The 26,148-nt window shown below is 52.6% G+C and carries 22 protein-coding genes; 8 read left to right on the forward strand and 14 right to left on the reverse strand.

Features of this window, described 5'->3' with window-relative positions; all coding sequences use genetic code 11:
* Positions 1-331 precede the first annotated feature (331 nt).
* Both POG22_RS12680 and POG22_RS12685 read right to left on the reverse strand, forming a co-directional pair.
* Positions 332-1,066 (reverse strand): diguanylate cyclase, encoded by a 735-nt coding sequence (locus POG22_RS12680; RefSeq protein WP_498905641.1) that lies wholly within the window; start codon positions 1,064-1,066, stop codon positions 332-334.
* A gap of 156 nt (positions 1,067-1,222) precedes the next feature.
* The gene (locus POG22_RS12685; RefSeq protein WP_063716698.1) at positions 1,223-1,873 is read right to left on the reverse strand and encodes an esterase/lipase family protein; all 651 of its coding nucleotides are present in this window, start codon (positions 1,871-1,873) and stop codon (positions 1,223-1,225) included.
* A 395-nt stretch (positions 1,874-2,268) separates the two neighbouring features.
* Between POG22_RS12685 and POG22_RS12690 the strand changes: the two genes are divergently transcribed.
* Positions 2,269-2,670, forward strand: a complete 402-nt coding sequence (locus POG22_RS12690; RefSeq protein ID WP_063716699.1) for a hypothetical protein — start codon at positions 2,269-2,271, stop codon at positions 2,668-2,670.
* 88 nt (positions 2,671-2,758) lie between these two features.
* Here the strand turns inward: POG22_RS12690 and POG22_RS12695 are convergent, their stop codons facing one another.
* Positions 2,759-3,652 (reverse strand): alpha/beta hydrolase, encoded by an 894-nt coding sequence (locus tag POG22_RS12695; protein ID WP_498905643.1) that lies wholly within the window; start codon positions 3,650-3,652, stop codon positions 2,759-2,761.
* 166 nt (positions 3,653-3,818) lie between these two features.
* Here POG22_RS12695 and POG22_RS12700 point away from each other — a divergent pair, with 166 nt between their 5' ends.
* Entirely contained in the window at positions 3,819-5,435 is a 1,617-nt protein-coding gene (locus tag POG22_RS12700) for an ABC transporter substrate-binding protein (protein WP_498905645.1), read from the forward strand.
* Positions 5,436-5,604: 169 nt separating this feature from the next.
* Here POG22_RS12700 and lpdA read toward each other — a convergent pair whose 3' ends face one another.
* The gene (gene lpdA, locus POG22_RS12705; protein ID WP_498905646.1) at positions 5,605-7,071 is read right to left on the reverse strand and encodes a dihydrolipoyl dehydrogenase; all 1,467 of its coding nucleotides are present in this window, start codon (positions 7,069-7,071) and stop codon (positions 5,605-5,607) included.
* Positions 7,072-7,174: 103 nt separating this feature from the next.
* Entirely contained in the window at positions 7,175-8,362 is a 1,188-nt protein-coding gene (locus POG22_RS12710) for a glycosyltransferase family 4 protein (protein ID WP_498905647.1), read from the reverse strand.
* Positions 8,363-8,395: 33 nt separating this feature from the next.
* Here POG22_RS12710 and POG22_RS12715 point away from each other — a divergent pair, with 33 nt between their 5' ends.
* On the forward strand, positions 8,396-8,566 hold the full coding sequence (locus tag POG22_RS12715) for a hypothetical protein (protein WP_498905648.1): 171 nt from the start codon (positions 8,396-8,398) through the stop codon (positions 8,564-8,566).
* Here the strand turns inward: POG22_RS12715 and POG22_RS12720 are convergent.
* The 5 genes from POG22_RS12720 to POG22_RS12740 form a co-directional block, all read right to left on the reverse strand.
* Positions 8,544-9,923, reverse strand: a complete 1,380-nt coding sequence (locus POG22_RS12720; RefSeq protein WP_063716703.1) for an MFS transporter — start codon at positions 9,921-9,923, stop codon at positions 8,544-8,546. The genes POG22_RS12715 and POG22_RS12720 overlap by 23 nt on opposite strands.
* A 72-nt stretch (positions 9,924-9,995) precedes the next feature.
* The gene (gene recO / locus POG22_RS12725; protein ID WP_063716704.1) at positions 9,996-10,898 is read right to left on the reverse strand and encodes a DNA repair protein RecO; all 903 of its coding nucleotides are present in this window, start codon (positions 10,896-10,898) and stop codon (positions 9,996-9,998) included.
* A gap of 414 nt (positions 10,899-11,312) precedes the next feature.
* Positions 11,313-12,011, reverse strand: coding sequence for a 2-deoxyribose-5-phosphate aldolase (gene deoC / locus POG22_RS12730; protein ID WP_498905649.1), 699 nt, complete (start codon positions 12,009-12,011; stop codon positions 11,313-11,315).
* A 135-nt stretch (positions 12,012-12,146) separates the two neighbouring features.
* Positions 12,147-12,935 carry an alpha/beta fold hydrolase gene (locus POG22_RS12735; RefSeq protein WP_498905650.1) on the reverse strand — a complete coding sequence of 263 codons (789 nt, stop codon included), beginning with the start codon at positions 12,933-12,935 and terminating at the stop codon, positions 12,147-12,149.
* Positions 12,936-12,995: 60 nt separating this feature from the next.
* A complete protein-coding gene (locus tag POG22_RS12740; RefSeq protein ID WP_017660118.1) occupies positions 12,996-13,751 on the reverse strand; it encodes a lysophospholipid acyltransferase family protein in 756 nt (251 codons plus the stop codon).
* A gap of 396 nt (positions 13,752-14,147) precedes the next feature.
* Here POG22_RS12740 and metG point away from each other — a divergent pair, with 396 nt between their 5' ends.
* The 3 genes from metG (at position 14,148) to lptC (ending at position 17,775) form a co-directional block, all read left to right on the forward strand.
* Positions 14,148-15,746 (forward strand): methionine--tRNA ligase, encoded by a 1,599-nt coding sequence (metG, locus tag POG22_RS12745; RefSeq protein WP_498905652.1) that lies wholly within the window; start codon positions 14,148-14,150, stop codon positions 15,744-15,746.
* A gap of 199 nt (positions 15,747-15,945) precedes the next feature.
* On the forward strand, positions 15,946-16,563 hold the full coding sequence (locus POG22_RS12750; protein ID WP_017660114.1) for a LabA-like NYN domain-containing protein: 618 nt from the start codon (positions 15,946-15,948) through the stop codon (positions 16,561-16,563).
* A gap of 21 nt (positions 16,564-16,584) precedes the next feature.
* Positions 16,585-17,775, forward strand: coding sequence for an LPS export ABC transporter periplasmic protein LptC (lptC, locus tag POG22_RS12755; protein WP_082901501.1), 1,191 nt, complete (start codon positions 16,585-16,587; stop codon positions 17,773-17,775).
* 526 nt (positions 17,776-18,301) lie between these two features.
* Here lptC and POG22_RS12760 read toward each other — a convergent pair.
* From POG22_RS12760 to rbp, 3 genes are all read right to left on the reverse strand, one after another.
* Complete coding sequence (locus POG22_RS12760) at positions 18,302-18,655, reverse strand: hypothetical protein (RefSeq protein ID WP_498905654.1); 354 nt, start codon at positions 18,653-18,655, stop codon at positions 18,302-18,304.
* 40 nt (positions 18,656-18,695) lie between these two features.
* Positions 18,696-20,726: a DNA primase gene (gene dnaG / locus POG22_RS12765; protein ID WP_498905655.1), complete on the reverse strand. Its 2,031-nt coding sequence runs from the start codon at positions 20,724-20,726 to the stop codon at positions 18,696-18,698.
* 252 nt (positions 20,727-20,978) lie between these two features.
* Positions 20,979-21,275: an RNA-binding regulator gene (rbp, locus tag POG22_RS12770; protein WP_026097527.1), complete on the reverse strand. Its 297-nt coding sequence runs from the start codon at positions 21,273-21,275 to the stop codon at positions 20,979-20,981.
* A gap of 295 nt (positions 21,276-21,570) precedes the next feature.
* Here rbp and POG22_RS12775 point away from each other — a divergent pair, with 295 nt between their 5' ends.
* A complete protein-coding gene (locus POG22_RS12775) occupies positions 21,571-22,956 on the forward strand; it encodes a hypothetical protein (protein WP_498905658.1) in 1,386 nt (461 codons plus the stop codon).
* A 541-nt stretch (positions 22,957-23,497) separates the two neighbouring features.
* On the opposite strand, the gene POG22_RS12780 is transcribed toward POG22_RS12775, so the two are convergent.
* A complete protein-coding gene (locus POG22_RS12780; RefSeq protein ID WP_498905660.1) occupies positions 23,498-24,466 on the reverse strand; it encodes a LysR family transcriptional regulator in 969 nt (322 codons plus the stop codon).
* Positions 24,467-24,681: 215 nt separating this feature from the next.
* Between POG22_RS12780 and POG22_RS12785 the strand changes: the two genes are divergently transcribed.
* A complete protein-coding gene (locus POG22_RS12785) occupies positions 24,682-25,719 on the forward strand; it encodes a zinc-binding alcohol dehydrogenase family protein (protein WP_498905661.1) in 1,038 nt (345 codons plus the stop codon).
* Positions 25,720-26,148 lie beyond the last annotated feature (429 nt).

Below are 26,148 nucleotides of genomic sequence, written 5' to 3' on the forward strand. Positions count from 1 at the left end.
ACCGGGAGATGAGCAGCCAGTAGGGTGCCGTGACGCGGGCGTCAAAACGCCGCCGCCTTCTGGTAAGTGGAATTTACCGCGTCACGCACCGCCCCCCAACCGGGAGATGAGCAGCCAGTAGGGTGCCGTGACGCGGGCGTCAAAACGCCGCCGCCTTCTGGTAAGTGGAATTTACCGCGTCACGCACCGCCCCCCAACCGGGAGATGAGCAGCCAGGTTTCAAGAAGTCTTCACCACATCCCCCCTTAGCCCCCCAAAGAAGAGGGGGGTTGGGGGGATAGAAAGACTTGTCAGGTTGGGCAAAACCAGTGTTTGAGATTCAGATTCCGTATCATACTAAGCCTTTACGAAAAAAGACGGTGCGGTTGCGTCCGTCCTTCTTGGCTTGGTAGAGGGCTGTGTCGGCTTGGTTGACGAGAAGCGTTTCGGGTAAAGTGGGGGTCGGGACGATCGTAGCGATGCCCAAACTTAAGGTCACGTATTTGTCGATCGGCGATCCGCCGTGTTCGATTTTCATCGCCTGGAGGTGAGATCGAATTTCCGAGGCCACCTGCAAACCCCCTTTACAGTCTGTATTTGGGAGAACGACCGCAATTTCTTCCCCCCCGTAGCGCGCGACGAGATCGCTCGGACGTTTGGCTGCACGTACGAACGCAGCTGCAACCTGCTTCAAACACCAATCTCCCGCTTGGTGTCCGTAGGTGTCGTTGTAACGTTTGAAAAAGTCGATATCGCCGAGAATTAACGAAAGGGGTTGTTGTTGGCGACTCATCCGCCGCCATTCTCGATCGAGGGTTTCGTCGAAATGTCGTCGGTTGGCAATTTCGGTCAAGCCGTCGAGGTTGGCCAGTTGCTCTAATTCTTTGTTGGCTAGGGCGAGTTGGTGGTTGAGCGAGACGATTTCTTTGTTACGGGCCCGAAGTTCGCTTTCGATCGCATCAGCGTGTTCGGTAATGTTTTCGAGCATGATTTCGAGATCGGCTTTCTCGAGCTTGAGGGCTGTGAGTTCCTGGTGCAGCTCGGTCAGTTCCTGTTTTAACTGTTCCCGCGATGGTTCTCGTTCCACGATAATTTTGAAGTCGAGCGGTTCGTCAATACAACGTCACAGTTTGAGCGATCGGAGCGGGTTTGAGCGAGATCCTTCGAGTAAAAAAACACTTGCTGAATTGGGAGAACCTCTGGTAAAACCAAGCTATAGAGGTTTTGCGGAAACTCGCGCAGTCTATTGCAGGACGAACGAGCGATCGCGCGACAGGTCGGGTTTCGCTCGAGAAAGCGTTTCGACTACCAGCTCGATACACCGAAGGTCTTCGAGCATCCAAGAATGGAGTGCAACGGGAATTTGGCGATCGGTTCCGACGGACAGTTGGGAACTGCGAGCGGGTAAAATCATCAAGTCGTAAGGCGTCCAAATCGACGTAAAGTCGATCTGTCCGAGGAGGTCTCGCGCGTCCCGATCTAACTCTAGCAGAAACTCGCTGTTCGGACGCATTTGATGGCAACCGACGCGATCGAGAGCGTAGGCGGTCCAAGTCCCTTGGTGGGGCGAGGAAATGGTAATCAGACGCTCGACCCGCTCGACGCCCCCCAGACGCTGGACGTAGTAGCGGGCGACTAAGCCTCCCATGCTGAATCCGACGAGATCGAAGGGACGATCGCTCCCGAGGCGATCGCCGACAAACTCCGCCACTTGATGGGCTAAGCGATCTAAGCCTGCGGTTCCGTCACTGGGAACGAGATCGATCGTGTATACCGATTTACCTTCTGACGACAGACGAGACGCCAACTGCTCGAACACGGCTCCCGTGTCGCCAATTCCATGCACTAATACGACTGGATTCTTGGATTTTTCTACCGTTTTCTCTCTTTTCATCTCGTTTGAATCTGCGATCGAACGCTTTTAGCCTAACTTGTGGCGATCGCACGTCTCGCGATCGCCGGGACAGCTTGTCAACCGGCTCGATCTCTCGAGGCGATCGGCATTTTGTAAATGAGAAATGAGTACTCTGTAAATAAGTGTAAGGAATTGTAGATAAGTCTCACACAAAGACGCCCAAACCTCCGAAAAAACCGTCGAACTTTACGGTTTTCTGTAAAAAAATATTAAGAATTGTCAAAAAAATCTCTCATACAGACGTATGATAAGGACGAGATTGGACAGCATTTATGCCTCGAGCTTGCAGCTTAAGAATGTCGCTCGAGGGTCGAGTTCGTCCGATCGCCGCCTCGAACTCACGTTCCGAACCGAGATTTTAGGATTGCGATTCCATGTTAAAGAAACTGTTTGGTTCTAAAAAAGAAGAGTTTTTCGTAGAAATTGAAGATACCCAAGGTGCGAAAACAGACGACGCACCCGATCGACCTGCGGCTCCAGAAGCCAAAGAAGAGAAACCAGAAAAAACTGTAAAATCCGAAAAGAAAGCTAAACCAGCAGCTAAGAAAGCTGAGAAAAAAGCTGAGAAGAAAACCGCAGCACCTAAAGCTAAAAAAGCTGCCAAACCTGCGCCTGCACCTCAGCCGAAAGCTAAGCCCGCTGCCGCTCAAAAACCCGTTGAAACGGGCTTTGCGACGAGATACCTCATGCCCAACTCGGCAACGCCCCGTCGCCGTCCCAGCGCCAACATGAAAGACTTTCTAAACATGGCGAAGGAAACTAACTCAGGGCGTTAAGAATTTTCTATTTTAAAAAAATCCTACTCTAGACCCTAGAACCCCAGTATTTTTAATATACCGGGGTTCTTTCAGTATTTCTTTCAATTCAGAAACGTTCGCGATCGCCCAACCAATCCAACACCAGCGAATTGACGATTTCCGGGCGTTCGTCGTGGGGACAATGACCCGTTTTCGGAATCGAGTGAAACGTCACCGGATGGCGTTTTCCCCAATCTTGGAAAATCTGAGACCCTTTTACCGGCGTCCAGGGATCGTCTTCACCCCACAACACCAACATCGGACATTGCACTTGCGGTAACAATTCCGACGGTTTCGGTCCGGCGGGGGCAGTTAAAATCGAGGCGAAGACCTGTTGTGCGCCTCGATCGCAAGAGGGAGCGTAGAGCATTTCGACTAATTCGTCGGTGACCGCCTCGCGATTTCCGTAGACTTGACGCAGGGTTCCGCGAATGCGATGGGGTTGACGGACGCGATCGAACAGAAACGACCCGAACCATTTCGAGGATACCAATTTCGCGAAGGTTCCCATCACCACCCGCAGCGGAAGATTTAACTCCTCGGGGCGGTGGTTGAGTCCTCCCGCACAGTTGAGCAACACGATTCCTTCGGTGCGATCGGGATATTCCGCCGCCAACATTAACGCCAGCAACGCCCCGATGGAATTTCCGGCGAATACCGTCGGTTCTTTGATGAATTCCGTCCAAAAGTCCGCAATTAAATCTCGCCAGAGTTCCAAAGAGTACTCCAAGGCGGGTTTGTCGGAGTCGCCGAAACCCAGCAAATCCAGGGCGTAGACGCGATATCCCGCATCGGCGAAGGCGGGGATGTTGTTTCGCCAATGTCCGATGGACGCCCCGAAGCCGTGAATTAACAGCAGCGGCGATCCTTCACCTGAGGCGGTGAAGGCGATGCGATGGTTTCGCCAGGTCCAAAATTGTTTTTCGATCGCTCGAATCGGTACGATGGATTTTACGGTCATAGAATTTGAAAGCTGAGATTGAAAGTTAAGATTGAAAGCTGAGTTTGACGACTTGCGATCGCGCCCCTCGCGACGACGTTTGTTAGCAGCAAGTCTTTAACATATCGTAACAATTATCATCGTAATGCGGTTGTATCGATCGCGCTAGGAGTCGGGACAATTGAGGATGACAGCAAAAATCGGGCGGCGAATCGCTATCGTAGCGGGGATTCTGAGTTTCTGCATCGCCATACTCGCCAGTTGTAGCCCCTCGTTACCGCCGACGGAAACCAGCGATCGCGTTCGTCTCGGAACCACTGCAAAAGTCGTCACCCTCGATCCCGCCGACGCCTACGAACTCTCGTCGTTTATCGCCATTTCCAATTTAGGCGATCGCCTCTACACCTACGCCACCGACGCCACCGAAATCGTCCCGCAACTGGCGACATCTCTTCCCGAAGTTAGCGACGACGGCTTAACATACCGCATTCCCCTGCGTTCCGACGTGGTGTTTCACGATGGAACCCCGTTTGACGCCGAAGCGATGGTGTTTTCCCTGACGCGGTTTATGGAAAATAAAGGGCGTCCGTCGTTTTTACTCTCCGATCTCGTGGAATCCGTCGCAGCCACAGACGAATACGAACTCACCCTGCGGTTGAACTATCCGTTTGCGGCGTTTACCGCCTTACTGACGTTTCCCGGTTTTTGTCCCGTTTCTCCCAACGCCTACAACATTGGAGAAGGGGAATTTCAACCGAACCAGTTCGTGGGAACGGGGCCGTATATCTTGAAGAGTTACGGAACCGACGCCCTGCAATTAGACCGATTTGAAAACTACTGGGGCGAGACGCCGGAAAACTCGGGAATTGACGTACAGCGGTTTTCCAGCAAAGCCAATTTGTACAATGCTTTTCGGACAGGGGCGATCGATGTGGCGTATCAAGATCTCGATCCCGATCAAATTCATAGTTTAGAAGAACTCGCGCCGCAAGAGGGATGGCACATCGTCACCGCCGACAGTCCGACGATTTCCTATTTGGTGGTAAACGTAGAACAACCACCCCTCGATCGCCTGGAAGTCCGCCAAGCCCTCGCCTACATTATCGATCGCCCGCTGCTGAGCGATCGCGTCTTTTACGGACAAGCCGAACCGCTATATACCCTGCTTCCGCGATCGTTCGACGCCTCCGAACCCGTCTTCGCCACCCGCTACGGCGACGGAAACCTCGACACCGCCAAAACCCTGTTACGAGAGGAGGGGTTTTCCACAGACAATCCCTTAGAAATCGAAATTTGGTTCGCCTCCAGTTCCAACGAAAACCGACTCGCGGCGACGGTATTAAAAGCCTTAGCCGATCGCGATTTAGAAGGACTCGTCCGCATCGAACCTCGCAGCGTAGAAGCCGCCACCGCTTACGGGTATTTGGACAAAGGGGTGTATCCGACGTTTATGTTGTCTTGGTATGCGGACTTTTTCGACGCCGACAACTATCTCAAGCCGTTTCTCGACTGTAGTGAAGGTTCGCCGGAAATGGGATGTCAGGATGGCGAGAGTCAGTATCACGGGTCTTTTTACTATAGCGATCGCGCCAACGAACTGATCGAACGCCAGCGTCAAACGACGGATGTGGAAACGCGCGATCGCCTGTTGGGAGAGTTACAGGAAATGGTAGCGGAAGCGGTTCCGTATATTCCCTTGTGGCAAACTAAGGATTATGCGTTCGCCCAAGCGAATATCGACGGCGTGGCGTTGAGTTCGACGCAGCAGATTTTACTGTTTTCTCCGATTCGTCGGGAAGATTGAGTGAGAGGATTCACCACAGAGACACAGAGAACACAGAGAGTTGAGGCCGTAGGGGCGAACGGCGGTTCGCCCCTACAAAACGGTATCATCCGATTAAAACATCCGATGACAATCCAATTTCTCTGAATTGCAGAAATTGATTTCAAGATGTTCGAGGATTTGGGAATCCTTACGCCGTTTCCAACGTCCGTTTGTAGGCTTCATCCAACACTTCCGACAGCGTCGGGTGGGTGTGAACGTTAAACGCCAGTTCCCGTACCGATTTCCGTTCGGCGATCGCATTGGCGGCTTCCTGAATCAAATCCGCCGCGTGAATGCCGATGATGTGGGCGCCGAGGAGTTCGCCGGTATCCTTGCGATAGATGACTTTCGCCAAACCGTCAGTTTCCTTCTCTGCCAAAGCTTTCGAGTTGGCTTTAAAATACGTCCGGGCGCTGGCCACCTCGAACCCTTCCGACTTCCCGAGTTCCTTGGCTTGCGGTTCCGTTAAACCCACAAAGCTGATTTCCGGGTGGGTGAAGGCGGCGGCGGGAATGCTGCGGTAATCCACGGTGCGATCGCGCCCGCAGAGGGTTTCGACAACCGCCACCCCTTGGGCAGATGCCGCGTGCGCCAACATCATCTTACCCGTAGCATCGCCGATCGCCCAGAGATGCGGAACCGCTTCATCGTTGGCGACGACTTGCAAAGAATCGTTGACGGGAATGAAGCCTCGGCGATCGAGTTCCACGCCAACCGCTTCTAAATTGAGGTTTTTCGCGTAGGGAACGCGCCCCGTCGCCACCAAGCAGGCGTCCACTTCCAACACTTCGACGACTTCCTTGGTGTTGGCGTCCGTCAGTTCGATCGTAACCGGTGCGCCTGGGGTGACTTTCGTCGCAAACACCCCCGCGTAACTTTCGATATCGCGAGAATCCAGCAACACCCGTTTGGCGATTTTAGCGATATCGGGATCGAAAGTCGGCATCACCTTATCCAAGGCTTCGATGACCGAAATTTCACAACCCAACGCCGAATAGACATCGGCGAATTCCAAACCAATGTAACCGCTACCGATAATGGCAATCCACTGCGGGAGAGATTCCAGTTTGATGGCGTCGTCGCTGGTGAAAACGGTTTTACCGTCCACTTCCACACCCGGCGGAACGAAGGGAACCGAACCGGGGGCGAGAAGTATGTTTTCGGCGGTGTAGGTTTTCTCGCCGTCGGCGGTTTCCACGGTGACTTTTTGCGAGGCGGCGACTTTCCCCCAGCCTTGGATGATATCCACACCGAGGCGTTTGAGGCTGTTCGTCATGTTGCCTCGGATATTCTCAACGAGGTTGAGGGCATGATCGGCGATCGCCTGGCGATCGAACTGAACGCCGCCGATATGCACGCCCATTTCTTGCAAGTGCTGGGTTTGGCTGAATTCCCGAACTTTTCCCGACGCCGCTAACAAAGCTTTCGAGGGGATACAGCCGCGATTGACACAGGTTCCCCCCATGTCTCCTGCTTCTACGATCGCGGTTTTCAACCCGTGGCTGACGGCGTGGAGGGCAGCCCCGTGACCGCCGACACCCGCACCGATAATAAGGAGATCGTAATCGAACTCTTGACTCATTTCGTTATTCTTCGCGCGTTTGAGTCTTCCCATTTTCGACGGTTGGGGGGCGATCGGACAAGTCAAGGGGGAATCGGGAACGGGGTTTGGGGGTTGGGTTGCGTTTGGGATTTCTCGAAATGTCTGCGATACGCCCCTAGGCAGAACTCACGGCGATGTTGGTGGAACAGCCAGAGACTTCGGCGTACAACTGCTCTAACTGGGTAATATTTTTATCGAGGGTGTAGCGTTCGAGAACCCGCTGACGGGCTTTGTAACCCAACAAACTGGTAATTTCCGGGTGATCGCGAAATAGCGGTAACAGAGTTTGCAGTTGTGCGGTTACTCGCTGCGAGTTGAGAATGACCCCCGCCCCGTCTTCAAGAACTTCCCCATCTGCCCCGGCGTCAGTGGCGAGACAGGCTAAACCGCAAGACATGGCTTCTAACAACGATAAAGACAAGCCTTCGACAAAGGAGGGTAACACGAAAACGTCTGCACCCCGTAAAATCTCGATGCGTCGCTGTTCGTCGGCGATGTAACCCAACCAACGTACGCCATGTTCTTCGTTGTAGGTTGCCATAAACGACGTGGCGAGGGGCCCGTCTCCGACGATTAACAGTTGGCTGCGATCGCCCATTTCGCAATGTTTCCAGGCTTTCAACAGTGATTCGACGTTTTTTTCCAGGGCGATTCGCCCTTGATAGACGAAAATTCGTTCGGCACCGATTTCAGCGTTTAAATTGGACGCACCCGGCGAATATTTCAGGGCGTCTACGCCGTTGGGAATCACTGCAACTCGTTCCGGGGGAACCCCCAGTTGTATCAGTAAATCCCGTTGAATGTGAGAAAAAACGATGGTGCGATCGTAATTTGCTAAAAACGGGGCGTAAAGCTGATACATCAAATGTTGCGTACTGGAGGTGAGGTTGCGGCGACGGCGATCGAACGGCGGATGAAACGTCGCCACCAGCGGCAAATTCAACTCTTCGCAAATCTCCGGTAACACGAAATCCAACGGCGACAGCGTTAGCGAAGCGTGAACCAAATCCGGCTTCAACTGACGCAGGGCTTCGCTGAGGACTTTACTGGATTTGAGGGTAGGAATCGTGTACAGCGTCGATTTATAAAAACAGGGAAGGGGGACTTCGCAAGCCGTGGCATCGTGGGAAGTATCCGAAACGATCGATGTCGCACGGGTGTCGGTGTGAGTGTCGTGGCTGTCTTGTCGGAAGTGCAGAAAGCTGACTTGATACCCTCGATCGAGTAGTGCGTTCGTCACCTCGCGGCTATAGGTGACATTACCGCAAAAGGGCGATTTTTTTCCAAGCCAAGCGATGTGCATTCGGGATTTAGGAGAATTCGGTAAGGGGAAGCGGTGGCAACTCGAAATCGGCGACGATTGCGAGAACCTCAACTGAATTTAAAGATACTCGAAAGACAACAAATTCAGTCGCGATCGCCACCTGTCGCGCCGATCGATCGAATCGAACCGTTCCCTTCTTTTAACGCCCGCAGCGGCGCGTTTAACGAGCGGTTTTGGCTTTAGCTGCCGAACGGGAACTTTTATCGGCAATATACCAGGTTATCAACCCTGCGGCTACGACGATGGCGGCTAAGCTGGCTAAAACCGCCGATAAGCCGAAGAAGGATTCGGCGACGCTGGCTAAGGCTAAGGGAAGACTCAAGGCGATGTTGACGGCGTTGTTTTGCAAGCCGAACACTTTGCCTCGCTGTTCTTCGGGGGTTTCGGCTTGGATAATGGTTTGCATGGGAATTCCCACCCAGGCGGCGGAAAATCCCAACGCGGCGATCGCCACCAGCGACGGCACCAACTGCTGGGTTAACAAACTCAACGCCACTAACGAGGCTGCCATTCCCATCGAACCGTAAAGACTCAAGCGACGGGGGGCAAACTGCGATCCGATTTGTCCGACTAATGCCGCACCGACTGCCATTCCCGCCGCACTGGAAGCCAGTAAAAAGCCAAATTGAGAGGATTTCAAGGCGGGCATAATTTCCGCCAAACGCACCGCCAAAACTGCTAAGGCGGCAAAGATACAGAATAAGACAATTAATTGAACTAAGGCACTGCGAACCCGAGGTTGACGTTTGAGAACCCGCAATCCGTCTTTGAAGTCTTCCCACACGTGGCGTTTAGCTGAAGCGGCTTGGAGATTGGTGAGGTTTTCCCGCGTTCTCAGCAGCAGCAACACCATCCCGGCTAACACGTAACTGCCACCGACGACTAACTCTTGACTGAAACCAATGTTTTGTAAGGCGCGATCGGCGATCGCTAACATGGGTTCTCCTACGGCAAATCCGACGATGGCAGACGCCATCATGGTGGTGGTGTAGAGGGAATTCGCCGAGAGGAGGTGTTTTCGTTTGACGATGAGGGGAATCGCCGCTTGTTCGGCGGGGGCGAAAAACTGCGTTAGCGTGGAAACGAGAAAGGTAATGCCCAGCAACACGCCGAATCCCCAAGGAAGCCCTGCAAAACTCTGTTCTCGCGTCAGCCAAAACAACACCGGCAGAACCAACACGAAGACACCGCGCAACAGGTTCGTCACCACGAGAACTTCTTTTTTATGCCAGCGATCGACCAAGACTCCCGCCAGGAAACCGAACAAGACGGCGGGAATGGTAAAGGCGATGGTAATGGCAGATACCCAACCGCTAATGCTTTGATTCGCCGCCTGAAACCGACTGGCTACGATGGAAATCGCCATCACCAAATACACTTTATCGGCGATTTGAGAAAAAACTTGACCGCTCCATAAGGTCAAAAAATTTTTGTTTTTGAAAACGGGTCCGAATCCTGTTTCTTCTTCGGGTGGAGGGGTCGAGCTGTTTTTTGGAATAGTTTCTTCTGGAGTCAGATCGGGTTCAGAAAGCTGTTTCATTTTTAATGTAGGAGCGAGCTTCGATACTCGAGCGATCGGAATTTTGGATGGATAAAGATTTTCTATATCTTCTCATCCGGTGGACGTCGATAACGGCGTTGCCGCAGCGGATGCAATGTAACTATTCATTAAGGTAGCAGAGCGAATCGATCGCCCCAAATGATGCTGTGCGTATTCTCGCAGCAGTCGTTCGAGGGTAATCCAAGCGCGATCGATCTGCGCCAGCGGCGGCGTCGGCGACAGTTGCGGTTGCGAAAGCTGTTGCAGCAGGGTAAGTTCGGTGGCGTCGAGGTAGCGGTTGGGGGTAGGTAAATAGGCGGCGCGGTTGGCGATCGCTTCTCTGTCATCTTCCCACGTCGCGTTCCACTGTTGCATTTGTTCGAGTTTGAGGCGATCGAACTCCGCCAGCGTCACTACGCCTCCGGCGCGAATGCTAAACCCCACTTGCCAGTTAGGATGATGGATTTCGGGAACGACGGGATGTTTGGAAACGCAACAGGCGTAGACTTGCGGCGCGATACCTTCTAACGCCAGCAGGTGAAACGTACCGTGAACCAACCGCGATAAAACTTCGGATAACGCGGCATTTTTCGGCAACTGTTCTAAACGGTTTAAGTGTTCGGTTAGTAAGTCGAAAAGTTCCGATTTCACACCTTCAGAAAGGGTATGCGCCAGGGCAATTTCCGCGAGATACTGACTCGCCGTGAGAATGCCGAAATGACGGCTCAATCCAGAATAGGTGGCAATGGTTTCGGCTTGGGAGATGCGATCGAGGGATTTTCCCCGCGACAGCAACAGTTCGTTAACGACGAACAGCGCACTTCGTCCCCCGAGTTTCGATTTCGGCTTGCGCGAACCCGGTGCTACTGCTCTCACGAATCCATGTTCTCGGGTGAGAATGGTTAGCAGGCGATCGGTTTCACCCAAGGGCATACTTTTTAAATTGATTCCGGTTGCGCGATATGTTTTAGACATTGAATTTTCGAGGATCGATCGAGTTTTTTTGCTTTTTTATAGGTAATTCTTAATTAAATCAAAAATCGCCGTCAAATATGTAGATTCATCTAGAAAAGCATCATTAAAAATAGTTTTTTTGATTGTTTTTTTGAGTTTAAAATGTGTAAAATTCTCAGCTTATACGGAATCCGAATCTCAACGCTGAGCGGAGTCGAAGCGTTGAGTCCGAGCGGAGTCGAGGACTCAAATATCGGTTTTGACCAACCCGACCAATCCCTCTCTGTGTCCTCTGTGTCTCTGTGGTGAAGATTTCTTGAAACCTAGCTTATCGGGAACGGATTCCGTATTAAACCCCTATTGAAACGAAAGTATCTCTGTCTAGATTCCCGGCATCTTCAAGATGTCCGGGGATCTCGCGCCAAACATCCAACCTTAACTCGGCTGAGTTTCCGCCTCTTCTTCCTCCTCTTTTCCTCGACTTTTCAAAACCTGAATACTGTAAGACGTGCCGAGCCGAGATGCACCCGCTTCAATTAACTCAACTGCATCTTCAAACGATCGAATTCCACCGGATGCTTTAATACCAATTTGCCCTTTAGCAAACTCTTTTAACAGCCGAACATCTTCGACTTTTGCGCCGCCGTTCCACCCAGTACAGGTTTTCACGAACTGAACGCCCGAATCGATACAGATTTCCGTGGCGATTCGTTTTTCCTCGAGGCTCAATAAATTGGTTTCAATAATCGCCTTAACTGTCACGTTGGTTTCTTCACAAATTTCTGCTATTTCTCGATGTACCTCGTTGGTTTTACCCATTTTCAACCACGAGAGATTAATTACCACATCGAGTTCTTCCGCGCCGTTTTCCACCGCTTCTTGTGCTTCGTAAAGCTTCGTCGTCGACGTGGTGGCTCCCGTAGGAAATCCGATAACCGTGCAGACTTTGGGGCGTTTTCCCTGGAGGATTTCTCGGGCAAAGCGCACGTAAGATGGATAAATACAAACGGAGGCAAAGCCGAAGCGATCGGCTTCTTCGCACCACTGGCCGACGTATTGTTGAGTGGCGCAGGGGTTGAGGAGCGAATGGTCGATAAATGGGGCGATATCGATATCTAAATGCTGGTCGAGCATAAATGACAAACGTGAAAAACTTCGATGCTGCTGCCTTCACAACCCCAGAGCTTGAGGACACAGAGGGCGATTTCTTCGGTACGAGTGTTATTCTATCGGAGTTGGTCGATCGCCTCTGGCCAACTCATCGCCCCATCACCCCCTCATTACCCCATCACAAACCGGCTCGGGCAGTAATTTCGCTTCTTGTAAAATGTGGTAGAGATCCACCCCTTTCTCGAGCAAACAGGCGTGTCCGCTTTCGGGCAAAACGCGCAGTCGGCCGTTGGGAAGGCGATCGACCAATTCTCGAACTTCGGTGACAGAGGGTAACAGGCGATCGCAGGCGCTGGCAATAGCTAACGTCGGTTGTTCGATGCGATCGATCCGTTCCCAATCCAATTGGAACTCCCGCAACATCTGAATGCGCCAAGCGACGGCCTGAGGCGAAACGTGCTGCATGGCATCGACGAGGGCTTGGCGATTGTGGCTGGGAATCCGTTCTAAGGCGGCGAGAAATGGCAACAAGCCTAACGCAGACACGGTGTTGAGGAAATCGGGCATCCAGCCAACGAGATGAGATCCCCATGTTAACCAGGGGCGGCGGTTGAAAGACGAAGCGGGATTGCTCAACACGAGACGATCGAACGATCGCGGCGATCGCATGGCCACTTGTAACGCCAAACACCCCCCAAACGACTCGCCGAACAAATACACCGGTTGCTGGGTTTTCCGGCGTTCCCGTTCGATGAGTTCGATGGTGTGTTGCGTCAGTTCGTCCCACCCGCGCAAGTCGTTCGGCGGAATCTGCAAACAACGCACGTCGAAGGCTCTCGACAGTTTGGGCAGTTGCCAGCGCAGTAGGTGGCCGCTACCGTCCATTCCCGGTAAATAGACAAACAGCGGTAAGTCAGAAGCGATCGCAGTCGGAGCAATTAGGCGCATTATCGTGAACGGGCAATTTGCTGAACGTTAAAGGTTGACAGAAGAAAACGTCGATTTCGGTTATGAGGTGGGGAGCGCGTCCTCGCCTCGGTGTTTGGCGAGTAACTGTTCGATTTCCGTTCGGCAGGTTGTCGCCAGCATCGAGACGACTCGTCTGGCTTCAGTGCCGCGATAGCGTTGGCGATCGCGCTGGGTAATCCAGTAAGGACGTCCCACGGCGACGACGAGATGGTGGTACACCACCACCGGATGCAATCCCGAGCGATCGAACAGGGGTTCGCTGGGGTCGAAAAAGCTCAACAGGCGAATCGGAATCGATCGAAAGTTGCTTTCTTGCAGGGACACCAACGCTACAGGTAACACGGCGATCGCGTTGCGCGGATGCTGACAGGCAAACTGAAGGGCTAAATGAGCGAAGCCGCGATGGAACTTTCCCACCTGCGCCGGATGCGTCGGTGTCACCATCGGCGGCGTGCCTTCAGGAAACACCCCCACCGCCTCGCGATCGCTGAGGAGTTCTGTCCCTTGCCGTAAAAAACTCTGGTTGCGACGTTCGGGGGTATCGAGGGGAAAACAGCCCATTCCCGTGACGATTTCCCGCATTACGGGAACTTCCCCCATGTAGTGGTGACAGGCAAACCGCAACGGGCGATCGAGGGCAGCCATCAACGCCGGAGCGTCCATAAAACTACGGTGGTTGCTCGCGACTAACACCGAATCGTGGCGGGGAATCCGATCTTCGCCTTCGACAAACATCCGAGTTCCCAAACTCGATAACAACCAGCGAGAGAGATAGATGGGATGTTGAGAAGACATACAGGGCGTTCGTCAGGGAAATTTCGTTTCAAGTGCGTTTAGGGAGAGTTTGCGCGATCGCGCAGTCTTTGCTTAAGCTCGCTTTACATATTTTAACGTTTCTTCGATCGCCTGCGATCGCCCGAGGTCGTACTGAGTTTTATTCTCAATTTCTCACCACCGATCTCCAAGTTCGGAAGATTTTCTTAACCTCCAAAGTCAAAAAGTTCCGATGAGATGAAAGACGATCCCCCTCAACGGAGAACCCTACCTCGCGTGAGATCGGTTTTGGCTGGCTCGATCGCGTTTCTGAGACGGTCTCGTTTCGGCTGGGGTAGTGCCTCACAAAACGATAAAGAAGTGTAAACTGACCCGTGTATGATGAATAATGCTGGCATCTGTTTGGCTACTGCGTCCATGACTGTTACCCCGACCGAAGACAACCGATTTTCCCTGACGACACCGCTGTACTACGTCAACGCGCTGCCCCATATTGGCAGTGCCTATACCACGATCGCCGCCGACGCGATCGCTCGGTTTCAACGTTTGTTGGGAAAACCTGTGTTATTCGTAACGGGAACGGACGAACACGGTCAAAAAATCCAGCAAACGGCTCGAGAAAAAGGGCGCGATCCCCAAGAATACTGTGACGAAGTCGTCGCAGCCTTCGACGGACTGTGGAAAAAACTGAACGTTCGTTACGATCGCTTCAGTCGTACCACCGCCAACCGTCATGAGGCGATCGTGCGCGACTTTTTTCAACGAGTTTGGGACAACGGCGACATCTACCTCGGACAACAACAGGGATACTACTGCGTCGGTTGCGAGGAATTCAAAGACGAACGGGAACTGCTCGAAAACCGTCACTGTCCCCTTCATCCCAACCTCGAAGCCGAATGGCGCGACGAAGAAAACTACTTTTTCCGCCTCTCGAAATACCAACAAACCCTCGAAGACCTCTACGAGAGCCAACCGGATTTCATCCAACCCGAAACGCGCCGGAACGAAGTCTTAAGTTTCGTCAAACAGGGCTTAAAAGACTTTTCCATTTCGCGGGTCGATATGGATTGGGGATTTCCCGTACCCAACGATCCCAACCATACCCTTTACGTGTGGTTCGATGCCCTCTTAGGATACGTCACCGGACTACTCGATCCCGAAGAGGAGGCTACCTTAGAAAACGCCGTCAAATATTGGTGGCCGTTTAACCTTCATTTAATTGGAAAAGACATCCTGCGATTTCACGCCATCTACTGGCCGGCGATGATCCTCTCTGCGGGCTTGCCCCTTCCCAAACAGGTGTTCGGTCACGGCTTTTTAACTAAAGACGGTCACAAAATCAGTAAAAGTCTCGGTAACACCATCGATCCCAGCGAGTTAGTCGATCGATTCAGTGCCGACGCCGTTCGTTACTATTTCATGAAAGAAATCGAGTTCGGTCGCGATGGTGACTACAACGAAACCCGTTTCGTAAATATCGTCAACGCCGATCTCGCCAACGATTTAGGCAACCTTCTCAACCGCACCTTGAAAATGGCGCACAAGTATTGTGGAGGTGTCCTTCCCGAGATCGCCATCGATCGTCTCGGCGAGGATTGCACGCCGAAAGAGTTGGGACTCCCTCTTTCAGAAACCGTGAAATCGGCATACGAAGCCCTTGAATTTCACCGTGCCTGCGAAGCCATTTTGACTTTAGTTAGAACTTGTAACAAATATCTCGACGATCGCGCCCCGTGGACTCTGTATAAACACGGAGAACAAGCTGCCGTTGAAGAAGTTCTCTACGTCGTTCTCGAATCAGTACGATTGGCGGCTTATCTCCTCTCTCCCGTCGTGCCGCAGTTGAGTACCCAAATTTACCGACAACTCGGATTCGAGACCGATTTCGATCGCTGGGATCGAGTTCTCAAAACGGCCTCGTTCGAGGTTCACGGCCGTTGGGGAGCGCTACGATCGGGGCAACTTTTGAACCCGCCGAGTCCAGTTTTCCAACGTATCGAACTGGAGGTGAAATAACGATCGCGTCTTACACATCCCCTCAATCGCCTACCCCTTCGCGATCCCCGACAACGCGTCGAATTTTCCAAAGATCGCGAAGCAAACAGATGGCAAGAGAGAAATTATAATATAAAATGTAGCCCGATCTCGCTCGAGCTAGATCGCGGCATTTTCCATAGGGATTTTATTACTGATAACAAATTGAGGATAACAAACCATGATAAACGACTTCGAGCATGACTCTATATTTACCCCAGAACAGGTTCTGGAAAATCGAGGTCGCGTTGCCATCTTCATCGACGGTTCTAACCTGTTTTATGCTGCCATGCAACTGGGCATGGAAATCGACTACACCAAGTTACTCTGTCGGTTGACCGCCGGATCTCGTTTGTTGCGATCGTTCTTTTACACGGGGGTCGATCGCTCCAACGAAAAACAACAGGGCTTTCTGTTGTGGATGCGGCGCAACGGCTACCGCGTCATCGCCAAAGACCTAGTTCAACTGCCCGACGGCTCTAAAAAAGCCAACTTAGATGTGGAAATCGCTGTAGACATGATGGCGTTGGTGGGGGCGTACGATACGGCCGTTCTTGTCAGCGGCGACGGCGATCTCGCCTACGCAGTCGATGCAGTGAGCTATCGCGGCGTGCGCGTCGAAGTGGTCAGCCTGCGATCGATGACCAGCGACAGCCTCATCAACGTGGCCGATCGCTACATCGACCTCGAAAGCATCAAAGAGGACATTCAAAAAAGCCCGAGACACCATCCGTACACCTACCGTCCCCTGTCCGGAGTCAGTCACCAACCCACTGAAGGAAAACCTTCAACCAAATAGTCCTCTCGTCCCGTTTTCGTGATGACTCCTCCTCTCCCCGCCTCGAGTGTCCGTTTCCTTCTCGATCGCAGCGGTCGTCGTCTCTGGGCGTTGCTTCTTGCTGCCGTGTTCGCACTGTTCCTGAACGCCTGCTCCGACGAACCGACTCCCGAACCCACCCCCGATCGCGCTCCAACATCCCAAACTATCGATCCCAGCCTCACCTTTGAAAACGTCTCCCTCGAACAAGTCAACGACGACGGGGTGGTACTGTGGGAAGTCAAAGCCGATCGCGTCACCTACAGCAACGACCGTCAAATCGGCCGTCTGGAAAACCCCAGCGGTAAACTCTATCGCGACGGCGAACTCGTTTACGAAGTCGAAGCCGCCTACGGCGAAATTCAACAAGAAGGACAACAGGTTTTTCTGCGCGACAACGTCGTCATTATCGACAAGCAAAACGGAACTGTAGCGCGAGGGGACGAAATGGACTGGACGCCTGACGACGATCGCCTCGTCGTGCGCGGAAACGTCAGCGCCACTCACGAACGAGCCGACATCACCGCCGCCGAAGCCGTCTTTCTCAGCGAACCGCAACATATCGAACTCATCGGAAGCATCGTCGCCAATTTCAAAGAGCCGCCGTTACAAATCAGCAGCGAACGGCTGTTGTGGCAAATGCCCGAACAACTGATTATCGGGGAAGTTCCCGTGCAAGTGGCTCGCTACGAAGACGAAGAAATTACCGATCGCGCCACCTCCGAAAGCCTTCGTGTCGATTTAGAAACCCAAATCGCCACCCTGCAACAAAACGCCCGCATCGCCGTCGTGGAACCGCCCCTCGATATCGTCAGTAACGAGTTGAACTGGGATCTCGAAGGGGAAATGATGTCCTCGGACGTTCCCATTCGCGTCGTTCACCGAGACAACCAAGTCACCCTCAGCGGAAATCGCGGCTGGATGAACTTCGTCGAGGAAACCTTTTATCTCAAAGACGGAATCGAAGCCTTGGGACAAGCTAACGAAGCGCAAATGACGGCGAACAGCCTCACTTGGTTCGTGGATTCTCAGCGGTTTGAAGCGGAAGGGAACGTGGTGTACCGTCAAGTCGATCCGCCGTTCCATCTCCGGGGACCTCGCGCAGAAGGGAAACTCGAAGATCGTACCTTCGTCGTCAGCGGCGGCGATGTCGTCACAGAAATTCTTACGGACGATTTGGGAGATGTGCCGTAGGGTGCGTGACGCAGCCAGAAAATGCTGTCGAAGTCAGGTTAATGTTGTTCCCGCGTCACGCACCGCCCCCAACCGGGAAGTGATGAGGTGATGGGATGATGAGTCGGTGCGCCTCTTTCAGGGAAGAGTTAAAAGTCTAGAGTGAAGAGTTAAAGAGGAATTCCCACTCTACACTCTGCCCTCTGCACTCTACACTGATAAACACGCAACCTTGTATATTGGCGGTGTACATTGGCGGTGCGCCTCTTTCAGGGAAGAGTTAAGAGTCTAGAGTGAAGAGTTAAAGAGGAATTCCCACTCTATCTGCCCTCTGCACTCTACACTGATAAACACGCACCCTTGTATGTTGGTGGTGTACATTGGCGGTGCGTGACAAAGCGATCGGTCTCAGGATTTACACCCTATTTTTCAAGTCACGCACCCTACGAGGGCGTTACTGTGCCAGGTGTACATTGGCGGTGCGTGACAGAGCGATCGGTCTCGCGTTCGACACCCTATTGTTCGAGTCACGCACCCTACGAGGGCGTTACTGTGCCAGTTGGGGGGGGTCGGGTTCCGGGGCGAAATGGTAACTGGCGTGAGCGCCGTTGGGATAGAGAAACGTACAAACCACTGAGACTTCCGGGTTGTAGCGAACTATCATGTCCTGCAAACCCACTTCTTTCCAATCGGACAGCATACTGTCTAGGCGACTCATGGGACGATATTGTAACTGCCAGTCTTCGAGTTCTGTGGAGTTGTTGTCCAACTGGCGCAGGATGACGACAGTTCCCTTTTCGCCCGTTTCTGAGTAGCCGCGATAGGCACAGGCACCGATGTCCGGAGCGTTGGCTTCGATGACGGCGAATTGCTGTTCTTTAGTTTCGAGGGCTTCGGGCATGGTGGCAGCTACAGATCGAACCTTCAGTTGAACTTCACGATTATACGTCGATCGCGTCGTCGGCCGGAGAGAGCTGAGCCGGGGACGCTTGCCAGGGAAGGCTGACGAGATCGGTTAAATCGGTGTTGCGACGGCGATCGAGTTCGTCGATGTGGCGTTTTTCGGCGTACAGTTGCTCTTGGTACGATCGCGCCGTTTCGGGGTCTTCTCGAGGATCGGTGACTTCCCACAACTGTAAAATCCGACGATAGCGTTTTTGGCAAATCGTTCGCTCGATCGCCGAAGCAGCAGCCCGCACCGCCAAGGGCGCCCTAGAGATGTCGATTTCTTGTAACTCGTCAGCTTGAAACAGCGGTATGACTTGCTGTAAGCGTCCTGACGCCTCGGTTTCCCATTCTTGCAGTTTTCCCAAAATGTTGGCGGCGTCGTCTCTGGGAGTCAGTTGCAGTTCGCTCAAACTCTGCCACAGCCAGCGGTGGTGAGACAAACTAAAGTAAATGTCCTGTTCTTCGAGTTCGCCAACGGCGCTAATCACGATCGCTCGGGCTTCGCAATCGTGGAGGTACACGCGCAACAATAGCGATTCCGCCCGTTCGAGCAAGCTGCGATCGCTATCGAAAACGGGAACGGGAATGTCTTCATCGTGAGATTCGACTTCCAGTGAGGTTTCCCAGTCTCCCTCGTTTCCAACCTCGCCGCCAACATCCCGTTTGACATCCCGTTTGACGGTTCGTCGCAACCGCGCGATGAGGTTTTCTTCCAGCAGAGGAACCCGCCGAGAATCCCCTTGACTGAGTTTTTGGGCGCAGGCGTTGACGTAATAAGTGCGGGTGGTGCTGTTTTGAATTTGACTGAGGAGTTTCACCAACTCCCGCACGATATTTTGATAGACATCCGCCTGAGACAAGTCTCGTTCGGCAACGATTTCCTCGATTTGCCAGTCGATCCACAGCGGCGTCGCCTCGAGGAGTTCTCGATACGCCTCGGGGGAGGCGCTTTGTAAGAATTCGTCGGCGTCTTTCCCATCGGGGAGGTTCAACACCCGCAACTGCACCATCCCCCGATAGGCTAAGTCTGCCACTTCGCCGATCGCCCGTTGTGCGGCGCGGGTTCCGGCGGCGTCGGCGTCGAAGTTTAAGATGACTTGTTTCGATTCGGTGTAGCGCAGCAGTTGTTTGACTTGTCCCTGACTCAGAGCGGTTCCCAAGGCGGCGACGGCTTCGGAAATTCCGGCGGTGTGGAGGGCGATAACGTCGAAATAGCCTTCCACCACCACGGCGCGATCGCCTTTGGCAATGGCTTGACGGGCTTTATCTAAGCCGAACAGGGTATGTCCTTTGTCGAAGAGTTCGGTTTCTGGAGAGTTGAGATATTTCGGCTGTTCGTCGCCGAGGGTGCGTCCGCCGAACCCGATAACTCGTCCGCGATCGTCGCAGATGGGGATGGTGATGCGATCGCGGAAGCGATCGTAATAGCCCCCGCCCTTTTTCCTCGGGAGAATCAACCCCGCCGCTTCGACTAACTCCGCCGGATAGCCTTTTTGTTTGACGAGGTAGCCGTAGAGGGTTTCCCAGCCTTTGGGGGCGTAGCCGAGTTGAAACTGTTGGAGGGTGGCGTCGCTGAGACGGCGTTGCTGTTGTAGGTAGTTTAAGGCGGCTTCTCCCTGGGGTTGGCGCAGAGCGTGTTCGTAGAAGCTACAGGCGATCGCTAAAATCTCGTAAAGCTGTTCCCGCCGCGACAGTTGCTTTTGAAAGTCCCGCTGTTCCCGTTCGTCGAGGGTGCGTACCGGAACTTGATACCGTTGGGCTAAGTTCAACACCACATCGGCAAACGATCGCTGTCCGATTTCCATGAGAAAGGAAATGGCGTTTCCCCCTTTCCCGCATCCGAAACAGTAAAAGAGTTGCTTGCTCGGACTGATGGTAAAACTCGGGGTTTTCTCTTCGTGGAAGGGACACAAACCCGCGAAGTCTTTGCCCTGTTTTCGGAGAACGACGTGTTCGGACACCACGTCGTAAATATCCATTCGTTGTTTGACCGCCTCGATGGTGTCGGGGTGCAAACGAGTCATAGCTTTCTCAGTCGCTGACAATGCAAACTTTTTATAATATCTCGATTGATATTCGCCGAAAAAAATTTGATAAATTTCGTTACTTGAATCGAGCGTTGTTTTCGTCGAACGTCAAGTTTGTATAACAGTTTTACAACTGATTTGCAATCGAGCGATCGAGAAAAACAAACAACAAGACCCGCCCCGCAAGGAGCGAGTCTCAAAAGACTGTATTAGAAACAAAACGTTTCCCTAACGGTCTAAAAGCGCGGTTTAGTAGCGAGCCGCGCGACGTTCGGAGCCGTTAAACCCATTGCGAGGACGGCGTTCGCGCGGTTTAGCTTTATTGACCCGCAGTTGTCGTCCCATCCATTCTGCACCGTTTAGCGCTTCAATGGCCGACTCTTCTTCCTCATCAGAAGACATTTCAACAAACCCAAAACCGCGAGACCTTCCCGTTTCGCGATCGACTGGAATTTGCGTTCGTTTGACTGTTCCGTAGTCAGAAAAGATGGCGCTGAGATCTTCTTGCGTGGCGTCGTAGGACAGATTTCCAATATAAATTGACATGGAGCAACTCCAGGAACCGAAAAGACGAAAAGACAAAGGCTCGCGGAGATTGCACGACCGGAAAAACTAAGCACCAGAATCAATCTAACCGCCGAACAGATGTCTTGCCACACTCTAGCACAGGTCGTTGAGATCTGGGCTATTCGTTTAATCTTTCTTTGAACGAATATTAGAGAAAACCGCGATCGCCCCAGAGACGGGCAAATTCAAATCCATGTAATAGAATAGCGAAGACAAGTCTTCGTCGTGTTTTTGCGCGTCTTTCAACATCTCGTCGAATTTAGGTTTTGAGTCGATGCACAGCTCTCCCGCTACCCCTGAAGCCTTTCGTCCGTCTTCTCCGTCTTCAACACCGTCGCGGAAACCCCAAAGCGCGAGCGATCGCACTGACTCTCAGCTGACGGTCGCGCTCGTCTCGGGGGCTGCAACGCTGGGAGTGCTGGCGTTGGTGGCGGGGGCTTACGCCTTGACCCGTCCCTGCGTCGTGGGGTCGTGCGATCGCCTCGATCGCGCGGAGACCCTCTCCCGTAACGCCCTTTCTCTCTTAGAAGCCGAACCCACGACCGACTCGTTCGTGCGAGCGCGTCAGGAACTCGAGTTAGCCCTGACAGAACTCGAACCGATTCCCCCTTGGTCGCTCCATAACGGTAAAACGCGCCAGCTCGAAGACCGACTGCAAGCGCGATCTCAAGAACTAACCTCCCTCAACCCCGCCCTCAATTTGGCGATGAGAGCTGCCGAAATGAGTCAAAACCCGCCCCATTCCCTGAGCGAGTGGCGGCAGATGGAACGGTTGTGGGAACAGGCGATCGCCCAACTCGAAGCCGTTCCCCCAGACAATCCCGCCCACGGTTTCGCCCAAGCCAAAGCCGAAGAATACCAGAACAACCTGGACGCCGTGCGTCGGCGAGCCATCCTCGAACGACGGGGAGAAGAACAGTTAGCGGCCGCGCGATCGGCGGCGGAAGTGGCGCGATCGCGTCAGAATAGCGCTCGAGATCTCGCCGGATGGCAGCAAGTTTACGCCACCTGGCGCACGGCAATTCGTGCCTTAATGCGAGTTCCCAAAGGGACGACTTCCACCGATACCGCCCGCGACCTCGTTCGCAATTACGGGCCGCAGCTTAACACCGCCCAACAGCGACAAACTCAAGAACAAATCGCGAAAAACCTCTACAATCGCGCGCTGGCGTTAGCCGACGAAGCCAAAACCGCTCAGGAACGCCAAGAATGGGAACGCGCCGTGGTGAAATGGCAGCAAGCCATCGGCTACACGCAACAAATCCCCAGTCAAACCGCCTACGCCGATCGGATTCCGCCGTTAGTGCGCGGCTACACCAACGCTCTGGTACAGGCGATCGCCGCCCAACAGCTTAACGAGACTATCGATCGCGCGAAACGGGATTTGGCGCGAGTCTGTGGCGGAACCCCCAAAATGTGCCAGTACCAAGTCAGCGGCGATCGCATCGTCGTCAAACTACTCCCCGATTACGTCGAACGGGTTCGCCAACTCGATCTCGAAGCGGCGCGTCAGAACAACGCCGAAGCCCAAGCCCAACTCAACGAACATATCCAACGGGCGATCGACAGTTTAGAACTCATCAGCCTCAACGCGGGCATTCCTTTAAACGTCCTCAACCCCGAAGGAGAGGAAATTGGGGCGTTCGTTCCGGGTCAATAATATTAGAAGGGGAGCAAAGGAACAGGAGAGAGGGGGAGAAAATTCACCCCGTAGCTGCGTTGTATGCAACGCGGCTACTCGACGATAGATCCAAATCCAAATTCGTCACCGCACCGACGCTACTTGAGAAGCGCTAAGTGTCCCTTCTGATAGACAGGATCGTCCCAAGGACGAATCACATCTTGACCGGTTGGCGGTTTCCAGGGAGCGTCGGCCAGTTGTGCGGCGATGGGTTTTCCGGTGACGGTGAGGGTGTAGCCATGAATTAATACGGGATCCAGTTGTCAAAGCTACGCTGTAATAGTTGAAACTTCAGACTTAAAGAGCGATGCTGAGAAAAGCAACGATAGTTCCCTATTTGCCAGTAGGGGAACTTAAAGAGAGATGAAGAATTTACCTATAGCAAAATCATTTGAATTGTGAACGCTCTCTGTAGTTGGGGTCGCCGTGCTACAGTACTTTCAGATTATAGGATTTCACGAATCAGTTGAATTAGTTATATAAAGGTGAAGAAGCTACATGGAATTTGTAGCTTAAAAGTTTAGCAGGTTTGGGAACAGGATTTGGTATCAGGTCGATTGGATTGGGATTGGTGAATGTATTGGGTGAAGTATTCCATGAAACCAGCGACTTGTCTGGGGAGATATTTTCGACTCGGGTAGACAAGCTGCAATCCTACGGTGCGATCGTCGCCGCTATACGCACCCACGATATAGTCATCGAACAGTACGATTAAGCGTCCGGCGTCGAGATCTCGTTTGATGTCCCAAAACGATTTCAGGGCAATTCCCGCACCGGCTAACGCCCACTGTCGCACGATGGCGCCATCTCCACCGATGAAAGCTGCCTGGACTTCGATCGTCGTTGAAATTGCTGGGGAACTCGACTCTTTTTTAAAGCACCATCGATCGAATTTTTCACCCAAGCGTTCCATGACGAGACAGCGATGGTGTTTTAAGTCTTGAGGTTGTTGTGGAATTCCATATTGTTCTAAATATTTGGGCGAAGCACAAACTACACGTCGGTTCTCTGTAGTTAGAGATCGCATCATTAAGTTGCTATCGGGTAAATTTCCCAAACGAACCCCCAAGTCAAAGCCTTCAGCAATTAAATCGACTGTGTGTTCGGATAGAAGCAAATAAGGAACGACCTTGGGATGTTCGCGCACAAAGTCAGCCAAGGCTGGCGCGACAAACTGACGGCCGAAGTCGGAAGGAGCGGTGACGCGCAACTGCCCAGAAAGCTCTGGTTTTCCAACCTCGAAGGTCGCTTCGGCTTCTGCGATCGCCGCTAAAACTCGCAAACAGGCTTCGTAGAAACGATGTCCTGCATCAGTCAGGGAGATGCTACGGGTGTTGCGGTTGAGCAGGCAAGTGGCATAGCGAGCTTCTAGGGCTTTAAGGCGTGCGGTCATACTGGCTGGTGAAAGACCGAGCTGGCGACCGGCGGCGGCTAATCCACCGGCTTTGACGACTCGCACAAATAGCTCCATATCGTCAATCTTAGTCATGAGTCGGTGCGATCGTTCAGTTTTTCTGAAAAGTATTTTTAAGTTTAAAGCAATTCTAAAAACAAAAGCAACTTGCTAAGCTAAATTCATTCAAAAGAAGCAGTCTACAAAAGACAATTGGCTATGCTAATTTTTTCTCGAGATCGATAGAGATCTGCTTCGCTCGTTCGTACAAACACGAGAAGTTGTTGTATCTTGAAGCTCAGATAACTGTCATGAAAGCTGTTGGACTTTACAAATACCTTCCGATCGCCGATCCAAATAGTTTGCAAGATGTTGAGATCGAACGCCCCGAACCTCAAGGACACGACCTTCTGGTAGAGGTCAAAGCGATTTCAGTCAATCCTGTAGATACCAAAATACGCGCACCCAAGGATAAAGTGGAAACGACACCCCGTATTTTGGGCTGGGATGCTGCCGGGGTGGTCGCGGCTGTCGGCGAATCGGTGATGGCCTTCAAACCCGGCGATGAAGTTTACTATGCCGGGGATCTTACACGTCCGGGGAGTAACAGTGAATTTCAGCTCGTCGACGAGCGCATCGTCGGACATAAACCGAAGTCTTTGGGGTTCGATCGGGCGGCTGCACTACCGTTAACAACCTTGACGGCGTGGGAAGCCCTGTTCGATCGCTTGAAAATTAGCAAAACAGGTGAAGACTCAGGAAAATCGATTTTAATCGTCAACGGTGCTGGAGGGGTTGGCTCGATCGCCATCCAGATTGCGAAGAAAATTGCCAAACTCAAGACGATTGCAAGTGCCTCTCGTCCTGAAACCGCTCAGTGGTGCCAAAAACTCGGTGCGGACGAGGTCGTCAATCATCGTAACAATTTGGCCGAGGAATTGAAACAGATCGGGTACGAGACCGTCGATTACATTCTTTGTCTCAACGATACAGACGGTCACTGGGACGCCATGGCCGAGGCGATCGTCCCCCAGGGACTCATTTGTACCATTGTGGAAAACTACAGACCGTTGGATATGGAGGTATTGATGAAGAAAAGCGTGGGTTTGGTGTGGGAGTTAATGTTTACTCGCGCCATGTATCGCACAGAAGATATGCTTCAACAGCAACTCCTCCTCAACGAAGTGAGTCGAGCGATCGATGAGGGGACGCTGACAACGACTTGCAACGATGTTGTCTGTCCCATTAATGCTAAACATCTTCGGGACGTTCACGCTCGCATTGAAGCGGGTCGAACCATTGGTAAAATCGTGTTGGCAGGCTGGGAGTCTGTAAATCTCAACACCTAAGACTTCGAGGGAACGGACAGGTTGCCAGGATAAGGTCTGTCACCAATTAGCTGTGGACTCCTTGCCAACACTGAATTTCAGGTTTAATCCGATCTGAAACTGAAATCGCTGAAAGCCTTTCCCTAAGTGGAATCTGAATTTAATTGATGACACGCCCTAGCGGTTCGCACCGAGATCTTCACTAGAGACAGCCCCGAGAAACTTCAAGTTTAGCCGCACGCCAGTACTTCCTGCCTGCGATCGCTCTGTGAAAGAGTCTGTTTGCCCGAAATCTAAAAAAATACGGATCGAGCGAGCTTCTCCTACATCCATCCGAGCAACCGCGATCCCCAAGCTCGGATGACTTTGATCCTTTGAAGCCATTTCGCTATGATAGGAAGAGAACCAATCTTTGGTAGAGCTACCTTAATCTTGGCTCAGCCGAATTAT

Source organism: Geitlerinema sp. CS-897 (assembly GCF_028368005.1).
Lineage (GTDB): Bacteria > Cyanobacteriota > Cyanobacteriia > Cyanobacteriales > Geitlerinemataceae > Baaleninema > Baaleninema simplex.